The organism is Lentisphaera araneosa HTCC2155, from assembly GCF_000170755.1.
GTDB classification, from domain to species: Bacteria; Verrucomicrobiota; Lentisphaeria; order Lentisphaerales; family Lentisphaeraceae; genus Lentisphaera; species Lentisphaera araneosa.
In genome coordinates this window covers 92,255-112,871 of the sequence record NZ_ABCK01000016.1, presented here as the reverse complement: position 1 = coordinate 112,871, position 20,617 = coordinate 92,255, and the positions used below count along the sequence as shown (strand labels likewise).

The window sequence follows — 20,617 nt, the reverse complement described above, 5'->3', positions numbered from 1 at the left end:
ATATGTGCACATAAAGTTCGAGCATCTTTTTTACCTCAACTTGATATAAGGAAACTCCCCTTAGAGACAGGAATCTAGATTGAAGCTTAAGGTCACAAGACCTGGTTCGCTTCTTAACTAGCGCCCACTGAATAATATATATCTTATTGATTATAAGATACATAACACAAAAAAGTGCTATATTATCTGTAATCAAAACACCTCAAAATAGTCATTAGGTTTGCAGAAGATGTACAAAAACACGAGTTTAGAGCCGAAAATGGCCAACCTCCCTTATTTCCTGGATACGACACTCAATGTAGATAACCGTTGGGTGAAATTATCCACTCTAATTCCTTGGTCAGATGTAGAAGAGATCTACGCTTTAAACTTCACTAGTCAGAAAGGCCCTAAGGCAATATCTGCTCGTGCAGCATTTGGTTCGCTTATCATTCAGGTGAAGCTAAGTTTAACCGATGAAGAAACGGTTGAGACGATTGCCGAAAATCCCTATATGCAATACTTCATAGGTCTTGAGCGATATGAACAAAAAGCTCCATTTGATTCAAGTATGATGACTCACTTCAGAAAACGATTCAACGCCCAAGGTATCAAGGATATTGACGAACTCTTACATTCCGCTACTAGAGAAAAGTCAGATGTTTCTGACGATGACTCTGATGATGATCAGCCACCGAGCAATAAAGGCTCGATAATTGTTGATGCCAGTTGTGTTCCCGCCGACATTCATTACCCAACTGACTTAGGTTTATTAAACAAAGCTCGTGAGAAAACAGAAGACATTATTGATATACTTTGGCGCAATCGATCTAATGTGGATGAGAAAGTAAAACCTCGAACTTACCGTGAGATCGGAAGGAAAAGCTTCTTGAGTATCGTACTACAAAAGCGTGCTTCGAAAAAGAAAAGACGTCAAGCTCTCGAGAAGCAGTTGAATTCAGTAAGAAGAAACCTTTCCAGTATAAATGAGCTCAAAAAGTACGCAGACCTATCCTTGTTGAAGTCAAATTTATACCGTGATTTATTAGTGATCGATACACTTTACCAGCAACAGCAATATATGTATGATAATAATGTAAAGAGTGTGAATGATCGAATTGTAAGCATTCATCAACCGCACGTACGCCCTATTGTGCGAGGCAAAGCAGGTGCTCATACCGAGTTTGGTGCAAAGATATCTATTAGTGTTGTCGACGGCTGGAGTTTTCTCGATACAATAAATTTCGACGCATACAACGAAGGTTCGGAACTTATCTCTCAAATTGAACAATATAAAGATCGTTTTGGTTACTACCCCGAATCAGCGCACGCTGATAAGATATACCGTAACAAAGTCAATCGAGCCTACTGTAAAAAACACGGAATACGAATAAGCGGACCCTGTTTAGGAAGACCTCCAAAAGATCTGAAACTTCGTAAAGAACAAAAAGAAATTCAACGACAAGATGAGGCAGTGAGAAATACGGTTGAAGGATGCTTTGGAGTTGCGAAAAGACGATACAAATTAGAGAGAATATTTACAAAAATCAAAGGCTCTTCGAAGAGCCTTATCGCTCTTATATTCATGGTGATGAATTTGGAGAAGGCAATGGCCTTTATAGCCGTTGTTTACTTTTCCATTATTAATACATTCCGCCGAATCATTAGGCAGGTTCAAGGAAGTCCTCAAGTTATCTTATTCAAAACACTTATTATTCAGTAGCCCCTAACTACAGTTCAATAAACGAATTTATTGCTTTGGTAATAGAACAAATACTCGTCAGTCCTACTGTTCATATCAATATGTGTTTGAACTATGGGATCAACAAACACTTAGGTGTATATACAAAAAAGCCCCTCGGATCAAAAATCCGAGGGGCTTTAAAAATCTAACTACGAATAATCCTTAACTTTCACCTTCATGAAGGATACCAATTTCTGCTTCTTTCTTATGCGCTACAATACCATAGATCGCAACTAAAATGAAACCAACTAAAGGCATTGCAAAGCTCGTAGCAACGTTGAATGTATCAACGAGAATAGCTTGAACTGGGACTAACACAGCTCCACCAACAATTGCCATAATGATGAATGAGCCACCTAACTTACGGTCATCACCTACACCGGTTAAGCCTAAACCATAAATTGTTGGGAAACAAATTGACATACATGTGAACGAGAGAACAATTGACATAGCACCAACATTACCTTTCACAAGAATCGATACAATCATCAATATTGCAGCTGTACTTGCCATAAAAGTAAGGATACGCGCTGGATCGAACTTCTTCATAAGTGCCGTACCTATAAAACGTCCTAAAATAAAGAGAATCATGCCTGCAATAGCATAAGAGGCTGCATCATCTTTTGTACTAACACCCGTGTGGTATTCAACGAAGTATGGCGTGATGTAAGTAAATACACCGATTTGTGCTGCTACATAAAAGAACTGTGCTATCACTGAGAACTTAAAGTTACCATTTTTCATTAATCGACCAAATGATGCTCCAAGCCCACCAAAATCTTCGCTATCTTTATGTACGGGGAATTTTTTAATTAAAATAACAATACCAACGATAAGACCAACTAGACCTACTGCCATATAAGCTTTAACAACAAAAGAAAGGTCAGTTACCTGACTTTCAAGTAAGTTATTAGTCAATGATTTTACAGCGTTGATTGAGTTTTCAGAAAGATTCGCAAAAGACTCTGAACCTACCATTTTTTCTTGTGCAGCACTAACTTTTTCTGTGATACTTAAATCAGAAAGCTGAGTAGATATCTCAAATAATTGACTCTTGAATTGGTCTAGTTTAGCATTCTGGAATGCATCAACGACTGCCGTTTGCTTTTCAGTATCAAGCTTAGCCACTAAGTCCCATTCAGTGATGAGTTCTTTAAATTTTTCAGTACGCTGAGCTAAATCAACTGAGCTGAGTGATTCTGCCCAAATCCCTGCCTTTTCATTAATTGTTGCGAGAGCTTCAGTTTCTGAGGTATCTGCACTAAACACACCTGCATCAGTAAGAGCTTTAATTGGAGCTTTTGTTGCATTCAGGTCAAAATTTACGGCGTTAATTGCATTCCTAAAACCTTCTGTTGTCATTTCAGGGTTTGGAGCATCCTCCATAGTTGGAGAAGTTAAGTTTTTCAAAATTAAAATTTTACCCAAGAACATACCACTAATTGAACCAATTGGGTTAAAAGCCTGTGCGAGGTTAATACGCTGTGTTGCTGTTTCATCAGGGCCCATAGTCAACACATAGGGGGCTACAGATGTTTCTAAGAACGCACATCCTGCAGCATAGACGAAGAAGGCGATCAAGAAAAAGTCAAAACTATCTGCTTGTGAAGCTGGGAGTGTAAGAAAAGCACCTGCGGCATAAATAAATAGACCTGTAACTACAGCTGTTTTGTAACTTGTTTTTTGAATAAGTATTGCGGCTGGAAGAGCCATTAAAAAGTATGCACCATAGAATGCCGACTGAATAATTGACGATTGAAATGCCGTCATATTCTTTACATCTTTGAAAACAGGAACCATGAAATCGGTCATGTTATTTGCTGCGCCCCACAAGGCAAATGGAATTGTTAATAGAATAAAGGGTACAAGGAGTCCCTTACCTACTGTTGCATATTTCTCTACTGACATAAACCCGTCCTATATATTATTAAAATTGACATTTTATTTATTGTACTTTTCGTCAAAAAATTTAACTCAAGTACATTTTCAACATGCACAGTTTAAGTCAGCCCAACTCAACATTCAATAGTCCGACTTACAGATTTCATCGTTTTTGAATATTTTTATCATCATATTTTATACATTTAATGCATTGAACGATTTTTATGTTAAGTCATCTCTAATAAATTGTATACACAAATCAGCTAATAACTTACAGCTTGGGCATGAACGATTAAGTTGCCCTTACTATTTCAAGGCTTCTTTAATTAAGTTATAAATCGCCTTGGTTAATCTTGTAAAAAAAAGCTTTTCATTTAGATTTTGGCCAATGTGTCAACTTTGGGATAAAACATGTTTCTGCTATTTTCTGTTGCCTTGATTTTCTTGGCTGCTTTTGCAACACCAGCTCTAGCTCGATTTATACCGAATAAGCGTCGCGCGCTATTCGCGATAGTTCCCGCGACATCTTTCTATCTTATTTTCAGTAAAGCCCAAGAGATTGCTTCGGGCACTAGCTTGAGCGAAGATTACACATGGATTCCAAGATTTGGGATCAACCTCAACTTTCGTTTAGATGGCTTAAGCTTCCTCATGGCACTGCTAATAACGGGTATTGGAACTTTGATACTCATTTATGCAGCCGGGTATCTAAAAGACTACAAAGCAAATACCCGCTTCTACACGATCATTCAGATTTTCATGGCTGCCATGTTAGGACTCGTCCTTTCTGACAACCTCATTTCTATGTTCATTTTTTGGGAACTAACCACCGTAAGTTCATTCTTACTTGTGGGTTTCAATCACGAAAACCCCGACGCCAGAAAAAAAGCCCTTCAAGCCCTCATTGTTACAGCAGGAGGCGGTTTAGCCATGCTAGCAGGCTTGCTTTTACTCGGCAATATTGCAGGTACTTATCAAGTTTCTGAACTCATTCAGCACAGCGAACTTATTAAGAACCACAAACTTTATGAAGCTGTCGTTATCTTAGTTTGCTTAGGTGCATTCACTAAATCAGCACAATTCCCTTTCCATTTTTGGCTTCCCAATGCCATGGCCGCTCCTACGCCTGTAAGTGCTTACCTTCACTCTGCCACCATGGTTAAAGCAGGGGTTTTTCTATTAGCTCGACTGACACCCGTGCTTGGTGGCACAGATTTCTGGATGTATTTATTAGTTTGTGTAGGTGGCTTCACCATGCTACTGGCCGCCACACTCGGTCTTATTTACCGCGACCTGAAAAAAATCTTAGCCTACTCTACTTTAAGTGTACTCGGCATTATCACCCTACTGATTGGTATGGGAACTGAGTTTAGTTTTAAAGCAGCGATCATGATGCTCTTTGCTCACGCTCTATACAAAGCGACTCTCTTTATGGTGGCAGGTTCCATTGACCATGAAGCTGGAACACGAGATATAACAAAACTTCGCGGACTTCGCAAAGTCATGCCTTGGACATTTGCGGCCGCCGCACTCGCTGCACTCTCTCAAGCGGGGTTCCCCCCTTTCACAGGCTTCCTAGCCAAAGAATATTTTTACGGAAGTGCTTTAGATCATAATCTGAAAGCTGTATTGATTAGCAGCGCTTTTATTTCCAGTATGTTTTTATTTGTCCTCGCCTTTAAGATTGGTTTTCAGCCTTTTTTGGGAAGAGCCAATAAAAAAATCCATGCACACGAAGCCCCCCCAAGTATGTTACTAGGTCCCATAGCACTCGGCTCACTCAGTTTATTGTTTGGTCTTTTCCCTGGCCCCATCGCCAAATACATCCTAAGCCCTGCACTCGCTAGCTTCACCACTTCCTTCCATCCCGTCAAACTTAAACTCTGGCATGGCGTCAACACTGCTTTAATTTTGAGCCTCATTACTTTGACTGTTGGCTTCATTCTTTATAATATTCGTAAAAAGATTAGGCGAAACGCTACTAATGTTGACGACAAGCTCAACATCCAATTCGACAAGTCTTTTGCTAATGGCCTCGAGAGCTTCATCAAATTTGCGAAGTGGTCCACTAAGCTTATTCAAAGTGGCTCACTACGCTCTTATATGATCATTACTATTTCTGCTTTTGCAGGTCTACTCTTATATATCCTCCTCTATGTGGGCGGGATGCCAGAGTTCTATAAATTTACTCACATAAAACCCATCACTTCAGCATTTTTGTTAGCTCTAGTCATTGTGACAATTGTGACATGTACAACTTTATCGCGCATGACTGCCCTACTTTCACTAGGTGTCATTGGCTTTGGCATCACACTGATCTATATGATGTACGGTGCCCCTGACCTGGCCTTCACTCAAATCCTCGTAGAAACACTTACTGTGGTAATGTTTATGGTCGTCATTCACAAGCTCCCTCGCTTCAAAGATTTCAGCACTCGTCGCAAAAAAATTACTGATGCAATCTTTGCCTCACTTGTTGGTATGACGGTGACTTTCCTCGTCATTAAAGCTCAAAACCTAAGTTCCAATAATCCCGTCTCCAATATTTATGCAGAAACGAGTTACTTAGAAGCTCATGGTCGAAATGTCGTAAATGTTATCCTTGTTGACTTCCGCGCCTTTGATACTTTTGGAGAAATTGTTGTACTGAGTATTGCCGGTTTGGGCGTCTCACTGCTCATGCGAAACAACAAGACGGAGAAGCCTGAATAATGCATTCTGTAATTATCATCCTTTCGGCTCGACTGCTTTGCCCCATCCTTATGGCTATGGCGATTGCCTTCCTTTACCGTGGGCACAACGACCCTGGTGGTGGATTTATCGGTGGACTGCTCTTCACTGCTGCACTGATTCTAAAAATCCTTGCTATCGGTGCTGAAGAATTCGAAAAACATCTTTGGATGAAGCCAAAAAACTTTCTTATGACGGGACTCATCATGGCCTTCACTGCGGGTATCATGCCCCTATTTGTTGGCAAAGCCTTTTTACAAAGCCTCTGGTTCCCGACTTTCTCACTGCCAATCCTTGGAGATGTTCATATCGGCAGTCCTCTACTTTTTGATCTTGGAGTTTTTATGGTTGTTATCGGTTTTGTTTTAACCGTCATTATCGATTTTGAGGAAGCTGTCTAATGGAAACACTCATTGCAATCCTCATTGGTGTTCTTTTTGCCGGTGGCGTTTACTGCCTCTTGCAAAGAAGTTTAGTTCGCCTTGTTATCGGCATTATGCTGATTAGCCAAGCGGCTAACTTACTAACCTTTGCTGCCTCGGGATTAACACGTAAGCACACGGCCATCATCAAGAGTGGCGAAACGGTTTTACAAGCGCCTCACGCCGACCCCTTACCTCAAGCACTCGTTCTGACTGCAATTGTTATCGGTTTTGGTTTCACTGCTTTTTGTCTTGCACTCTTGCATAGAACTTATAAGACTCTTGGCCATGATGATTTGGAAAAATTCAACACCACGGACACTGATAAATGAGTCCACTTTTACTTCCACTCCTGGTGCCTTTCATGGCGGCCTTATGCTGTTCCTTATTTACAAAGAACCTCAAACTTCAGCGAACCGTCAGCCTAATTGCTGCACTCTTTCACCTAGCCGCTTCTTTTAATCTTTTGCAAACAGTTCGTGCTGAAGGTATACAAGTTTATTTAAATGGTGGCTGGGCAGCAAATATTGGCATTGCACTTGTGGCCGATTTATTCAGTTCAATTATGCTAGTGATTACAGGCCTCATTTCCTTAGTCGTGCTCGTCTATTCCTTTAAAGAAATGAAAGAAGAGCTCCAAGCCCGGTTCTATTTCCCGCTCTTCAACTTCTTGATGATGGGTGTTAACGGCTCATTTATTACTGGCGACATGTTCAACCTCTACGTTTGGTTTGAAGTCATGTTGCTCTCTTCTTTTATCCTTTTAGCCATGGGCAAGAAACCCGATCAACTCGAAGGAGCGATCAAATACGTAACGATTAACCTTTTCTCCTCAATCCTCTTTCTTTCGGGAGCCGCTATTATCTATGCAAAAACAGGCTCACTTAATATGGCGGATATCGCCATCAGGATTGCTGAAAGCAGTGATGAAAAGCTCCTTAACTCAACAGCCATCTTATTCTTAAGTTCATTCGGCATTAAGTCCGCTCTCTTCCCTATGTTCCTGTGGTTACCGGCTTCTTATCACACTCCACCAGTTTCTATCTCTTCACTTTTTGCTGGCTTACTTACCAAGGTCGGTATATACGCCATGATTCGAACCTTTACGCTTATTTTCCCCCTTGATAATGGTCTACTTCAAGAGTTTTTCTACGTCATTGCGATCCTCACTATGGTGGTGGGTGTGCTTTGTGCAGCCTCTCAGTTTGAGGTCAGGAAAATACTTTCTGTTCACATTGTCAGCCAGATAGGTTACATGATACTTGGCCTTTCTCTATTTACTCCTCTTGGCATTGCTGGAGCCATCTTTTATCTCCTGCATAATATCATTGTCAAAACTAACCTCTTCCTATTAAGTGGAGTTATCCTACGTAAAAAAGGTAGTTGTGATCTGAAGAAAATCGGTGGTTTATACAAAATCAACCCTGGCTTTGCCACCATCTTTGCGCTCTCCGCATTTGCCTTAGCTGGCGTTCCTCCACTCTCAGGTTTCTGGGCCAAATTTGTCGTACTTAAAGCTGCCGCAGACTCACATGAATACCTTTTACTTGGCACGGGACTTGCCGTTGGGGTCGTCACTTTGTTTTCAATGACCAAGATTTGGGCTGAAGCCTTTTGGAAAAAGCAGCCCGAAGAATATCCTGGCGAAGGCATTGATACAGGCAATCAACCTTGGCAAATCATGCTGCCAATCATTTTCCTCACATGTTGTACTTTTGGATTAGGGATTTGGGGCGAATTCATTTTCGAAATTTGCGTAGAAGCTGCAGAGCAACTTCTCAACCCAGAAGAATACATCAAGGCCGTTATGGGAGGAGTTAAATGAAAGTTATTAAACTCATTTCTTTTATCTTATTCTATGTGAAGGAAGTTGTGATAACCAACGTGCAAGTTGCCTATGATGTTCTCACAAAAAAACATCACATGACCCCTGGCTTTGTCGCTATTCCCGTAGATGGTTTGAGTGACCGACAGCTATTAGTCTTATCCAACCTTTTGACCATGACACCAGGATCAATCACAATTGATTTATCTCAAGATAAGCAAACTTTATACATCCATGCCATGTACATCGAAACTGTTGATGAAGTTCGAGAAGAAATCATCACCAAGTACGTCAATAGAGTTAGGGAGGTTTTCTAATGGGTGATCTTCAAATTTTCCCATGGGCTCTTATGTCTGCCTATGTCTTGCTCATATCTGCCCTCGGCATTGCCACTTGGCGGTTAATTTATGGCCCGAGCCTTTTTGACCGTGTGGTTGCGATGGATCTCATTTCTGCCGTAGTCATGTGCATTGCCGCCGTATTTGCTCTCGAAACACAAAACCCGGTGTTTCTTGAAATCTCTGTGGCCATTGCCGTCGTGACCTTCTTAGGTACGATTGCCTTTGCTCGCTACTTAGAAGACGAGGAAGAAGAATGAACCTACTCGTCTCAATCATCCTAATTATTGGCGCCGCCTTCACAACGATTGCCGCCATTGGCCTTATTCGTTTCCCCGACTTCTACACGCGTATGCACGCTGCCACAAAAGCTGGTGCTTTCGGAGGCACCATTATCCTCTTGCTTTGTGCATTCTGTTTTGGTACTTTAAAAATCACTCTCATTGTCTTAGTCAATATAATCTTCTTCTATTTCACTGCTCCAGTAGCTGCTCATATGATTGCGAGGTCCGCATACATCAATCGCATCAAACAGTGGAAAGGCGGCAAGGCCGATGAACTCGAGGGCAAAATCCCCTTAAAACACAAGCACAAAGATTAAAAAAGCTTACTCCCCTTAGTAGAATAAGACTCAGCATGAAAAAAGATCTTTTTTTCATGCAAAGCGCTATTTTATAACTTTTTGAACTTAAAAGATAAGAAAGTCGCATATAATTTATACTTCATAAAAATATAAAGGGAGATTATATGAAATACTGGATTGCCATTGCCTTGATAAGCGCACTTTCCGTAAATGCGGAAGATAGCTTCAAAGGCTGGAAAGAAATGAGGGTCATTAAAAGTGAAAAAAGCGAAATCTATGTAGATGATTTTTTACATAATGGGCAAGATACATTAATGCTCATCAACCACATTCAGGGACGTTTAGACTTTTATCATTATATCGCCGCATCTGAAAGAGAAAATGAAAAAGCTGACGATTCTCCAAATGCTCTCCCGACTGCAAACGAGTTTAAATTAACTGAGCTGCCCATTACCCGCCCCATTGAAGCAGTCAAAAACATTAGCACTAAAGATAAAAAAGGGATCCTCGTCCAAACACTTTATCCCGACGAACTCAGCTATTACGAAAAAAATAAAGATGGCTGGGAAGAAAAACAGAAATGGAAACTCATTACTGATGAATTTCATGGTCTCCCCATAATCATCGATGGAAACACTGCCTACATCTCTGCAAAAAAGGGCATCCAAAAAATCACTTTAGACAAAGAAAGTCGCGTTTCTCATCTAGAACCTAGGGACAACAATGTTAATCGAGTTTGGTGGTGGTACACTGATGTGGATGGCGACAAGAAAAAAGACATCGTTGAATGGGTTTCAGGAAAACTAAAGTTTCTTAAAAAATCTAAGAATGACAATTTCCTTCCTTCAGTAGAACTTCACGAGGAAAACTTTTCGCATGCTGAACTTGGTGAAGGTAAAAATGGCGCCAATTTCTTTTTAATCTCCAATCAACAAGACAATCTGCTTGGTCGCTACGTACTAAAAGATGATAAAGAAATTAAAGAGTTTGGAAAAACTACTAGCCTCCCTTTAGAAAAGGCGAGTTTAAAACTCAACACAAGCCTGCTCATTGACGGCCAAAAAACACTTGTCCAAGTCGACAATAATAACTCACTCTTTAAACTTTTTGTGAATAAAGATCAATCTTGGCACGCAGCTAATACATTTCCTGGAATTCGTGATGTTGAATCTATTGCTGCTCCCTTAGCAAAGGAAGGGAAAGTTTTAATCCACGTTAAAAATTCTCCAAGACTTTTTTCTTCAGAATGGACAAATAATCGCTTGAGTTACCCAAGCCCCTGGCCCGCCAAAGGCAAGACTCCCAAAGACCAAGTCATTTTAAAGCTTGCTCGAACTGAAGGCATTACTTGGTGGGTCACAAGAAGTGGCAAAGACCTTGAACTCCACACCTGGTCAAAAACTGATAAAGAGCCAAAAAGCTCTTTATTTAAAGGGATTGGTGATAAAGTTGAAGACGTCAACTGGCTCGGTGGGACAAAAATCATTTACCGCCAAAAGTATCGACAAGAATTAATGTTTTCAAAATTACACGAAGAACATGTGGTGACTGTAGAATTGAGCAAGTTTAAAAAAGCCAACCTCAATGAATTCTCTTTTGTTATTAACTCCAAAAATGATAGCCAAGCCCTTCGCTTAGTTGGTGGCATCCTGACTTGGTTAAACGCAAAACTAGATCCTATCGATCAAATCAACTTGCCAAACAGTAGCAAAATCAGAGCTTATGTGCAACTCAATGGTGAAGAAGCTTACGCACTTGATCAAACAGGCAGAAATATTCATCGCTTGAAGAAAGATGAGAGCGGCATCTACAGAAGTCAGAGCGAAGACGAAGTCATTGGTAGCAATATGATCTTCAAAGACCCTGTCTTTGACTTAGTTTCACTCAGCAGTCGCGCACTTACACTCTTGGAAAAAGGTGCATCAAAAAAACTTAGCCTTCAATCATCTATAGATAAGCGTTTGCTCGACATCCAAGGCGTTAAAAAAACTCACATCAGTGATTACCGCCTCATGGATGTTACTGGAAACAAACGCAAAGATCTACTCGTCATGGATTACCCCAATCGTCGCCTCAGCTTATTGGAAATCGATAATAAATTTCAAGCGAAAAAAACTCTTTCATGGACAGTGTTTGATGATAAAAAATATCCTTATGGCGGGGGTCGAAAATCACAAGACGACAACTCTCAACCCCAAGAAGTTATCAGTGCCGATTTTGATCAAGACGGCAAACAGGACTTAGTGATGATGTGCCATGATCGAATTATTTTTTACCTCGGAGATAAGGAGCAAGCCAAATGAAATACTTTTTAAGTTTACTAATGTGCACAAGCGTACTTTTTGCCAAGGAGTCTTCTAAGGAAAAAATCACACTAAAAAACGGCTCTGTGATCACAAGTAAAATCCTCAAAGAAAATGAATCCAATATCATAATTGATGTGGGCAGCGACCTCATTAAGCTCGACAAAAATGATATCCATTCTCGCAAACTCGTTACTGAAAAAAAGCTGGTCAAAACTCAATCAGACCAAGTCGAAGATATTTACACTATTGGTCGCCGAGCAGTAGCACCCGTTAAAGAACTTGTCGATCGTGTGAATGAAAGTGTCGTGATGGTAAAAACACCTCGAGGCCTCGGCAGCGGTGTTATCATTTCTGATTCTGGATACTTACTTACTAACTACCACGTGGTTGAAAGAGAGACACAGATCACGGTCATTCTCTATAAAAAAACTAATACTGCCTTCGAAAAAATTGAGTTAAAAAAAGTAAAAATCATCGCTCTTCACCCCTACAGAGACATTGCTCTTTTAAAGCTCGACCTTGATGAAGAAAAAGGCCTCGACCTTAAACCTGCATCCTTCTCACCCGACTATAAGGTAGATCCAGGCAACCTCATTTTTGCCATTGGTAGTCCCCTTGGACTCGAACGTACCGTAACCCAAGGTATCGTTAGCTCAAACATGAGAAACTTGGGACAACTTCGTTTTATCCAAACCGACACAGCAATCAACCCAGGTAATAGTGGTGGACCTATGTTTAACGCCAACGGTGAAGTTGTAGGACTTGTTTGTGCGGGGTCCGCACAATTCCAAGGCTTAGGTTTTGGCATCCCCATGGCCGATATCATCAACTTTCTCACCCACCGTTCCGCATACCTCTATGATGAATCTCAACCTCAGAACGGCATCAATTATCACCAACCCCCTTACATCGAAAACAAGGAATCCAAATGAAACTCTTTAAACCTGCAGCCTGCGCTGCTTTCGTTCTCGGCAGCCTTTCAACACATGCTGCAACAGAAGACGTCTTCCAAGCCTTACCCAACGACACAATTGCCGCACTACGAATTAATCTGAGCAAAGAAAACCTCAATGCAATAAAGAATGAAACACAACTGGGCAAAATGTTTAGTGACCCAAAACGCATTGATAAGCTTAAGAATATATTTGAAGAGGCACTCAAAAAAGAAGGCGAGTACGACGAGTATAAAAAGAATTTAAATGAATTTGGCCTTAAAGATGGTGACCTGCACACCCTACTCAACAGTAAGTTTGGCTTTTCATTTTCACTTTCTGATAAAGTCGCTAACAAAAACATGGGCCTCATCTTCATGTGGCTTAAAAATGAGCCCGACCTCATCAATCGTTTTTACCAAGCCTTTGGCGAAAACTACAAACTAGAAAAAACTGAAAAACGCCTTGACCAAAACCTCGCTGACACTGATGTAATCACCCTGCTCGACCAGCAAAATCACGAAGTCAGCCACATGGTCAATCTTGGTGATGGCCACCTACTCTTAGCTATTGCTACTGACTTAGACAACAACGCCATGAGTAACGATTTTGATAGTGATGACTTTGGGGATTCAGACATAAGTGATGATTTCGAACCTCAAGTATTCAATAAGCTCCACAAAGCAATAAAACAAGAAGCCAAATTCCAAGCTCAGTTCTTCCAAGATGGTCTTTCCGATGAGTCCCTTGATGGCAACACGACATCAGGTAACAAAATGGACGATAAAGCCTTTGCCCAACTCAAAGAACTCAGCGAAGCCTACACAAGTCAATTACTCGCAGCTAAAAATGGTTCCGGTTCAGATTTCTATGCCAAAACTATGCAAAAGGAAGGCATGCGTCGAAACACCCCTGAAGGCGACCTCATTTTCGAAGCGGTAGCTGACCTACAAAATATCAAAATGGATGCTGAAGCGAAAGAGATTTTTGATAAGTTTGGCGAGCTCTCAACACTAGGTACTTGGTTGACTTATAAAGACAATCTAATGTTCTCAAATTTATTTGTTAGTCTCCCAGAAAACAAACGTGGCTATTTAGAGCTGCTTAACCAACCACATGTTGATGGAAAACCTGAAGCTTGGGTTCCGAAAGATCTTCAAACCTACTCGCAAGTAGCGATGGACCTTCCTTACACTTGGAACAAAGTAAAGGGGATCATGATCGAAGAAAATGTACCTAATGCCAATCAAATAGAAGAACAAGTTAATACTCAATTACAGATGAATTTCCAATCTGACCTCAATAAATTACTCAATAGCTTTGGCAAAAAAGTAGAAATCCTCGAATTTAAATCTAACAACCCTTTTGAATCGATGACTTACAACGGTAGTGCAGCCATTGTAGTTGAATTTAACAATCCTGAATTAATGAATAAAATCCTCATGACTCTAAAGGGTTTGGCAAGTATGTCGGCCCCAGGCACTCTTATCGATAGCCCACTCTTAGGTTTTAATGGTTTTAAAATTGATCCGACAAAAACCAATGGTGTTGCCTTCTCTGTTCACTACGGCAAAAATAAACTTGTCATTAGTCTTGGTGAAAAAACTGATGAAAGAGTCGTCAACCTCATCAATACGCCCCCAGCTTACGCTGACTCTTTAGTTAACTCCTCTGAGTACAATGAATTCCAAAGTAAATACACCCCAAATAAAGTTTTATTAAGTAGCTTTAACGATGCGGGAAAAACAATGGCCCAACTCATGTCTGGCATCAATTCAAGCGATATGATAGGCAACTTATTACAAATGGCCGGTGAAGACGACGAAATGGTGGAGCTTTTCAATAAATTCAAGGAAGTCCTTCCCAAAGAAACTGAAATCGCCAATTTATTCAAACTTGCTTGTTCCAGTGCAAACTTCTCTGAACACGGTCTATTAATCAAAAGTGTTTCGCAACTTCCACAAGCTAAATAAATCCTTTTAAAAAGGCTTTTACCACATAAGCCCCAAATGAATACATTTTGATATAAAGATGTTTTCATTTGGGGCTCTTACATTATATTGCGGAAATCAAATTATTCGAAGGTCATGAATGTACGCTGAAATCGCTCAAGTTTTAAATTCTATAGGTCAACCCAAAATCCTTATTGTCGGGGATCTTATGCTCGACGAATTTTTAAGTGGTTCAGTTAATCGTATCTCACCCGAAGCCCCAACCCCTGTCATTGCCTACCAAGATAGTAACTGTCAACTCGGCGGCGCCGGCTTCACCTCAAACGTCTTGGCTCAGCTCAATGCTGACGTGGAAATTTGCGCCGTAACTGGTGACGACGAAACTCGTAATAAAGTCATCCAATTACTCGACTCAATCAATGTTAAACACCGCTGCCTCATAAGTGATGATTCTAGGCCCACTACCCGTAAACAACGAGTCATGGCTCAAGATAATGATATTTCATCGGGACAACAACAGATCTTGCGCATTGATTATGAATCAAAAGCTCCCATCTCTAGCGCAATTGAAGATCGAATTATTAATTTTATCGACCAAAATGGAAAAAACTTTGATGCCATCATCATTTCTGACTACCAAAAAGGTGTACTAACCGAGAGAGTTCTAAAACACTTATGTTCTGCGAGTCAGTACACCACCGTCATTGCGGACCCCGCAAAAGGCGCCCCCATAGAGCGCTACAAAGGTATCACTGCCATGAAGCCCAACCGTCATGAATGCGAAGCTGCAGTAGGTTTCTCTATATCAACACAAGAAGAGGTTATTCGTGCGGGCAAGATCTTACTCGAAAAAGCTGAACTTGATTACACTCTAATCAGCTTAGATACAGATGGGATTTTTTATATTAACCGTCAACATGATTACCTATTTGTTCCCACTCAACCCCTACAAGTTTATGATGTTGCTGGAGCTGGCGATAGTGTCATCTCTATCATGGCTCTACTCTCAAAAGCCAATATTGCTCCACGCTACCTACTGGAAACTGCCAACGCGGCCGCTGGTATTATGATTTCTCAGCAAAGCCCAAAACACATAAGTCGCGAAGACCTCGTCCATCGCATGGTCGTTGATAAAGACGACTTCAATAAAAAGATTAAAAGCATTGATGAACTTGAAATCATCCTCAAATCATCCAGCACCAAAAACAAGAGCATCTACTTCACTAATGGTTACTACGACAACGTTTCACGCGAACGCATTCTTTACCTTGAAAAACTCAATGAGTTTGATGGTATTCGCATCGTTGCCATTAACAGTGATATATCGATTAAGAATCAAGGCCACGAACCTCAACTTAGAGAAAACGATCGCTTGCGCTTGCTGCAAATGTTTGATTGTATTGACTACATCCTTATCTTTGATGACACCGACTGCAAGCAAGTTTTAGAGCGTTTAAAACCCGACTATTTCCTCAAAGGTAAAAATTTCGAGGGCAAGGCAATTGCCGAAGCAGCAATCCTAGAAAAGATTAATTGTCAAATAAAATTTATCGACATCTATTCTTAGCCACTTTAAACTTAGCTTCTAGGGGCTAAGTTGCTGATTAAAGTTAAAACAAGAGATTTATGTACTGGTATTATAAATATATTTTAGTTGCGGCAGCACTTATTGGCATTGGCTTAGGGGTCTATAAAGTCTTACCCCAAGAATGGCTTAAAAGTAGCCCTTCTAGTCCCGTGGAAGACAATGATAGCCAAGAACCAGCTCAAACACCTACATTAGAATCTAATCAGGCTCGCACTGAAAAAGAAAAGTATACCCCCACTGCTTCTTCAAAAAATACTAATGCAGTAAAAACAATTAATAAAAAGACCGTTGTAAGCTCACCTAAGTTTAGCGAAAAACTCAAACAAGGCACTGAACTTAAAAATAAAGGCATGCTTGACTCTGCCTATAATATTTTAATCGAAGCCTTGGAACACTCTGAACCTTATTCAGACGATTGGATTAAGGCAGCTCAGCTCATTAGTGAAATCAACGTTTACATCTACAAGAATGCCGTACCTTCAAAACGCAAACAAAGTCACACAGTCAAAAGTGGCCAATCCCTCTGGGACTTTGCTGCAGAAAACACTACCATTCGCGCAGTACAAATTAGTAACAAAATCCCTATTGAATCATCAGTCATCCACGTCAACCAAGTCCTCACCTTCTTTGGAGGTCAATGGGAAATCAAAGCTTCTAAATCACATTACGCTCTTCAGCTTCTACTCGACGGGAAATTATTCCGCTTCTACAACATAGGAATTGGCAAAGATAACCGAACTCCATTTGGAGAATTTTTTATATCTGGAAAAAAACGCGAACCCAGCTGGAAAGGCTACCCCTTTGGCCACCCAGAAAATGTTTTAGGAACTCGTTGGATGAGACTCACAAAAATTAGCGATGGCTCAAATGAAGGCTATGGTATCCACGGAACAAGTGAACCTGAATCTATCGGCACTGCATCTAGTCTAGGTTGCATACGCATGAGAAACGAAGACGTTGAAGAACTTTTTAATTTTATACCTGACAACAAAATCAAAGTGACAATTGAGGACTAAACATGGAAAACTTTGTACTAGAATTTGAGAAACCTATTATTGAGCTCAAAGAAAAACTTAGCGAAATTCAAGAATTTGGCGAAACTAACAACATCGATATGTCTAAACAGATCGCCGAGCTTGAATCCCAAATCACAAGTAAAAGCACTGAAATCTTTGGCTCGCTCACCCCCTGGCAACGCGTTCAAGTGGCTCGTCACCCTCAGCGCCCCTACGCTTTAGATTACTTAAATATTTTTGCATCAGACTTTGTTGAACTCAAAGGTGATCGTCGCTTTGGCAACGACGAAGCAATTATTGGCGGATTCGCTAAACTTCGCGATGGTCGCAAAGTTATGGTTATTGCTCAACAAAAAGGACGTGACCTCAAGGAAAGAAGCCTCAGAAACTTCGGCATGGCTCACCCAGAAGGTTACCGTAAAGCTCTACGTTTAATGCAACTTGCAGATAAAGTTGGCTGCCCAATTATCACAATTATTGACACACCTGGTGCGTACCCAGGTATTGCCTCAGAAGAACGTCACGTCGGCGAAGCTATCGCCGTTAACCTCTTAGAGATGTTCAAACTCCGCGTACCAATCATCTCTGTAGTCATTGGTGAAGGTGGATCCGGCGGAGCTCTTGGCATTGGCGTAGCAAACAAAGTTTTCATTATGGAAAACGCTTATTATTCAGTTATCAGCCCAGAAGGATGCGCAGGCATTATTTGGAAAGACGGCGCCAAAGCACCTGAAGCTGCTGCCGCAATGAAAATTTCTGCTGGCGAACTTCTAAAACTCAAGGTTGTCGATGACATTGTCAAAGAACCTCTTGGCGGTGCTCACAAAGATCACGAAGTTGCTGGCAATGCCCTCTACGAGATGATCAGTAAAGAACTTAACGATCTTTCTGAGCTCAGTGAACAAGAAATCCTTGATCAGCGCTATGATAGATTTAGGGAAATTGGATCTTTTCTAGAAAATTAACTCCAAAAAATTTGGATTCATTAACAAATTTTACATATTAATTAAGCGATCATTTTTTGATCGCTTTTTTTTATAAATCAATAGGAGACAACACATGAAAAAAATATTTTTATTCATCATGATAGCAGTAAGCACTACTCTATTTGCAAAGAATGCCCCAAGCTTCGAACTAAAAGATAGCACTGGAAAAACTCATAGCTTATCTGATTATAAAGATAAAATTGTCGTTTTAGAATTTGTGAACTATTCATGCCCTTTCGTAAAAAAACATTACGATGCGTCCGGAAACATCCCCTCGCTCCAAAAAGCCTACAAAGATAAAGGTGTTATTTGGTTATCTGTCTGCTCATCTGCAGAAGGTAAACAAGGCAACTTTTCCGCCAGTGAGCTAACTAAACTCCATGCAAAAAATGGTGCACAACCTAGCGCTTACTTAATTGATGATAGTGGCGTTGTCGGCAAAGCCTACGGAGCAAAAGTCACACCTCATATTTTCATTATTGATAAATCGGGCTCACTTGTTTATCAAGGAGGAATCGATAGTAAAAAAAGCACTAAAGCAGGTGACATCGCTTCTGCTGAACCTTACGTAAAAAACGCCCTCAATGAGCTATTAGCCGGCAAGCCCGTTTCCACCACCAAAACTAAAGCCTACGGCTGTGGTATTAAATACGTAAAGTAACATGCGTTTAATACCTTCTCTATTATTACTTTTAGTAACAAGCTTTTCTGCCTATGCAGAAAAGCTTGTTGATGCTAAAATCATTCTCCCCCGCAGCTACGCGGCTCCTGGACAAGTACGACAAATCATCATAAAAACAACTGTAAAAAAAGGCTGGCACATTTACTGGAAAAACCCTGGTGAAAGCGGCTTAGCGCCAAGCTTCACTTGGCATGGCGACAATTACGATATAAAGAAAATCCACTGGCCAACTCCAAAAGCCTATACAAATGCTGGAATCCTTAATAACATCTATGATGGTGAAGTTTTATTCATTGCAGATTTACTTGTGAAACCGGGCACTAAAGACGGAAAGATAGACATCAAAGCAGACATAGATTTCCTCGTCTGCAAAGAGAGCTGCATCATGCAATCAGTAAAAGTATCAAGTACCATTGAGGTCAACTCAAAAAACATGATAGAAACTATGCAAATTCATCCTTTATTATCAAAAGCTATGGATTTGCTCCCTAGAACTGTCGCTATCACTAACAAAGACATTAAGGGAAATAAGTTTTCTTTAGATTTACCTAATAATTTACACAATAAAGAACTTTATTTTGCGTTTGATGAAGATGGCATCGTTATGAAACAAGGCAATCAAAAAGAAGGTCAATTCAATTTCACGAGCAATGAAAAAACTGAATTAAAAGGCCTCATCATCTCCAAAGAAGGCCCGTCGTGGAGAGTCAAAAACTAAACTAACTTCTCAATTTCAACATTAACTTGATCTAAGCTACTACTGAATGGCGCCATCACATACTGGCCATCTGAGAGAGCTTTATAGCTCTTCAAAGATTGATGTAAATACTTTTTTGTGTTTATGGCAGCCTGAAGCCCACTCAAACCATTGCTCAAACCCGCCGTTAAAGCAGAGCTAACTCGACAACCCGTACCATGACTCGCTTTGATCTCAAGTTCATCAGTCTTCAAGGACCACAAACCACTCTCATCGATAAAAAAGTCTATTGATGGAGCCTCTGCATTATGCCCACCCTTTAAATACACTGGAACTTGAACCAGATCGAAATACCTCTGCACCATTTCTTCTCCACACATCACTTCATCGATACCTAGCAAAAATCGAAGCTCAGGAAAATTAGGCGTCACCATATTAGCCGAAGGTATTAATAAATCCCTCATCACTCCCCAAGCACTCTTCTCTAACAATTCGGTCCCAGAGGTCGACATCATCAAGGGATCAACCACCAATTGTGCACTTGAAGGCTTTCTCTCCAAAAAAACATTGATATACTCTCCGTCCACCAACATCCCCGTTTTGATACAAGCTGGCTGAAAATCAGAGAACACCACCTCCAATTGATCCTCAAAGGCCGTAATACCCACTGGGTTCACTGATAAAACTCGCGAGTAACTCTGAGCCGTAGTCGCTGACAGGACTGATAAGGCATGACAATTGAAATAATTAAACACTTGTAAATCCGCCTGAACACCAGCTTCACCACCACTATCCGCTCCCGCAATAGTAAGGCATGTATTAAGTTTATTTATCACAAAAACGACTCCTTGAACGATTATTTTTCTGGCTTAAAAATAACCCAATTCATACAATACACTCAAAATTAGTAGATTTTCTTTTAATTTTTTTGCCTTTAAGCGTCAAATTAAAGGCCC

General features: G+C 40.6%; 18 protein-coding genes. 16 read left to right on the top strand and 2 right to left on the bottom strand.

Annotation, left to right across the window (positions count from 1 at the left end):
- Positions 1 to 229 precede the first annotated feature (229 nt).
- Positions 230 to 1,702: an IS5 family transposase gene (locus LNTAR_RS16065; RefSeq protein ID WP_007279791.1), complete on the top strand. Its 1,473-nt coding sequence runs from the start codon at positions 230 to 232 to the stop codon at positions 1,700 to 1,702.
- A gap of 183 nt (positions 1,703 to 1,885) precedes the next feature.
- Here LNTAR_RS16065 and LNTAR_RS25935 read toward each other — a convergent pair whose 3' ends face one another.
- The gene (locus LNTAR_RS25935; RefSeq protein ID WP_007279790.1) at positions 1,886 to 3,631 is read right to left on the bottom strand and encodes a sugar MFS transporter; all 1,746 of its coding nucleotides are present in this window, start codon (positions 3,629 to 3,631) and stop codon (positions 1,886 to 1,888) included.
- A 384-nt stretch (positions 3,632 to 4,015) separates the two neighbouring features.
- Between LNTAR_RS25935 and LNTAR_RS16050 the strand changes: the two genes are divergently transcribed.
- The 15 genes from LNTAR_RS16050 to LNTAR_RS15980 all read left to right on the top strand — a co-directional run bounded on the left by LNTAR_RS16050 (position 4,016) and on the right by LNTAR_RS15980 (position 19,682).
- Positions 4,016 to 6,316 (top strand): putative monovalent cation/H+ antiporter subunit A, encoded by a 2,301-nt coding sequence (locus LNTAR_RS16050; RefSeq protein ID WP_007279789.1) that lies wholly within the window; start codon positions 4,016 to 4,018, stop codon positions 6,314 to 6,316.
- Positions 6,316 to 6,735: an MnhB domain-containing protein gene (locus LNTAR_RS16045; protein ID WP_007279788.1), complete on the top strand. Its 420-nt coding sequence runs from the start codon at positions 6,316 to 6,318 to the stop codon at positions 6,733 to 6,735. Before LNTAR_RS16050 ends, LNTAR_RS16045 begins: the two co-directional genes overlap by 1 nt.
- Positions 6,735 to 7,088, top strand: a complete 354-nt coding sequence (locus LNTAR_RS16040; RefSeq protein WP_007279787.1) for a Na+/H+ antiporter subunit C — start codon at positions 6,735 to 6,737, stop codon at positions 7,086 to 7,088. The genes LNTAR_RS16045 and LNTAR_RS16040 overlap by 1 nt, the downstream gene beginning before the upstream one ends.
- Positions 7,085 to 8,581 carry a Na+/H+ antiporter subunit D gene (locus LNTAR_RS16035; protein WP_007279786.1) on the top strand — a complete coding sequence of 499 codons (1,497 nt, stop codon included), beginning with the start codon at positions 7,085 to 7,087 and terminating at the stop codon, positions 8,579 to 8,581. Before LNTAR_RS16040 ends, LNTAR_RS16035 begins: the two co-directional genes overlap by 4 nt.
- On the top strand, positions 8,578 to 8,898 hold the full coding sequence (locus tag LNTAR_RS16030) for a Na+/H+ antiporter subunit E (protein ID WP_007279785.1): 321 nt from the start codon (positions 8,578 to 8,580) through the stop codon (positions 8,896 to 8,898). The genes LNTAR_RS16035 and LNTAR_RS16030 overlap by 4 nt, the downstream gene beginning before the upstream one ends.
- Positions 8,898 to 9,179: an MrpF/PhaF family protein gene (locus tag LNTAR_RS16025; RefSeq protein ID WP_007279784.1), complete on the top strand. Its 282-nt coding sequence runs from the start codon at positions 8,898 to 8,900 to the stop codon at positions 9,177 to 9,179. Before LNTAR_RS16030 ends, LNTAR_RS16025 begins: the two co-directional genes overlap by 1 nt.
- Positions 9,176 to 9,520 (top strand): monovalent cation/H(+) antiporter subunit G, encoded by a 345-nt coding sequence (gene mnhG / locus LNTAR_RS16020; RefSeq protein WP_007279783.1) that lies wholly within the window; start codon positions 9,176 to 9,178, stop codon positions 9,518 to 9,520. Before LNTAR_RS16025 ends, mnhG begins: the two co-directional genes overlap by 4 nt.
- A 146-nt stretch (positions 9,521 to 9,666) precedes the next feature.
- Entirely contained in the window at positions 9,667 to 11,805 is a 2,139-nt protein-coding gene (locus LNTAR_RS16015; protein WP_007279782.1) for a hypothetical protein, read from the top strand.
- Complete coding sequence (locus tag LNTAR_RS16010; RefSeq protein WP_007279781.1) at positions 11,802 to 12,740, top strand: S1C family serine protease; 939 nt, start codon at positions 11,802 to 11,804, stop codon at positions 12,738 to 12,740. Before LNTAR_RS16015 ends, LNTAR_RS16010 begins: the two co-directional genes overlap by 4 nt.
- Complete coding sequence (locus LNTAR_RS16005) at positions 12,737 to 14,713, top strand: hypothetical protein (protein WP_007279780.1); 1,977 nt, start codon at positions 12,737 to 12,739, stop codon at positions 14,711 to 14,713. Before LNTAR_RS16010 ends, LNTAR_RS16005 begins: the two co-directional genes overlap by 4 nt.
- 118 nt (positions 14,714 to 14,831) lie before the next feature.
- On the top strand, positions 14,832 to 16,259 hold the full coding sequence (locus LNTAR_RS16000; RefSeq protein ID WP_007279779.1) for a PfkB family carbohydrate kinase: 1,428 nt from the start codon (positions 14,832 to 14,834) through the stop codon (positions 16,257 to 16,259).
- Between the two features lie 59 nt (positions 16,260 to 16,318).
- Positions 16,319 to 17,296 (top strand): L,D-transpeptidase family protein, encoded by a 978-nt coding sequence (locus LNTAR_RS25930; protein ID WP_007279778.1) that lies wholly within the window; start codon positions 16,319 to 16,321, stop codon positions 17,294 to 17,296.
- 2 nt (positions 17,297 to 17,298) lie between these two features.
- Positions 17,299 to 18,261 (top strand): acetyl-CoA carboxylase carboxyltransferase subunit alpha, encoded by a 963-nt coding sequence (locus LNTAR_RS15990; protein WP_007279777.1) that lies wholly within the window; start codon positions 17,299 to 17,301, stop codon positions 18,259 to 18,261.
- A gap of 94 nt (positions 18,262 to 18,355) precedes the next feature.
- Positions 18,356 to 18,943: a thioredoxin family protein gene (locus tag LNTAR_RS15985; RefSeq protein WP_007279776.1), complete on the top strand. Its 588-nt coding sequence runs from the start codon at positions 18,356 to 18,358 to the stop codon at positions 18,941 to 18,943.
- A 1-nt stretch (position 18,944) separates the two neighbouring features.
- A complete protein-coding gene (locus LNTAR_RS15980) occupies positions 18,945 to 19,682 on the top strand; it encodes a protein-disulfide reductase DsbD domain-containing protein (protein WP_007279775.1) in 738 nt (245 codons plus the stop codon).
- On the opposite strand, the gene thiD is transcribed toward LNTAR_RS15980, so the two are convergent.
- On the bottom strand, positions 19,679 to 20,497 hold the full coding sequence (thiD, locus tag LNTAR_RS15975) for a bifunctional hydroxymethylpyrimidine kinase/phosphomethylpyrimidine kinase (protein WP_007279774.1): 819 nt from the start codon (positions 20,495 to 20,497) through the stop codon (positions 19,679 to 19,681). The genes LNTAR_RS15980 and thiD overlap by 4 nt on opposite strands.
- Positions 20,498 to 20,617 lie beyond the last annotated feature (120 nt).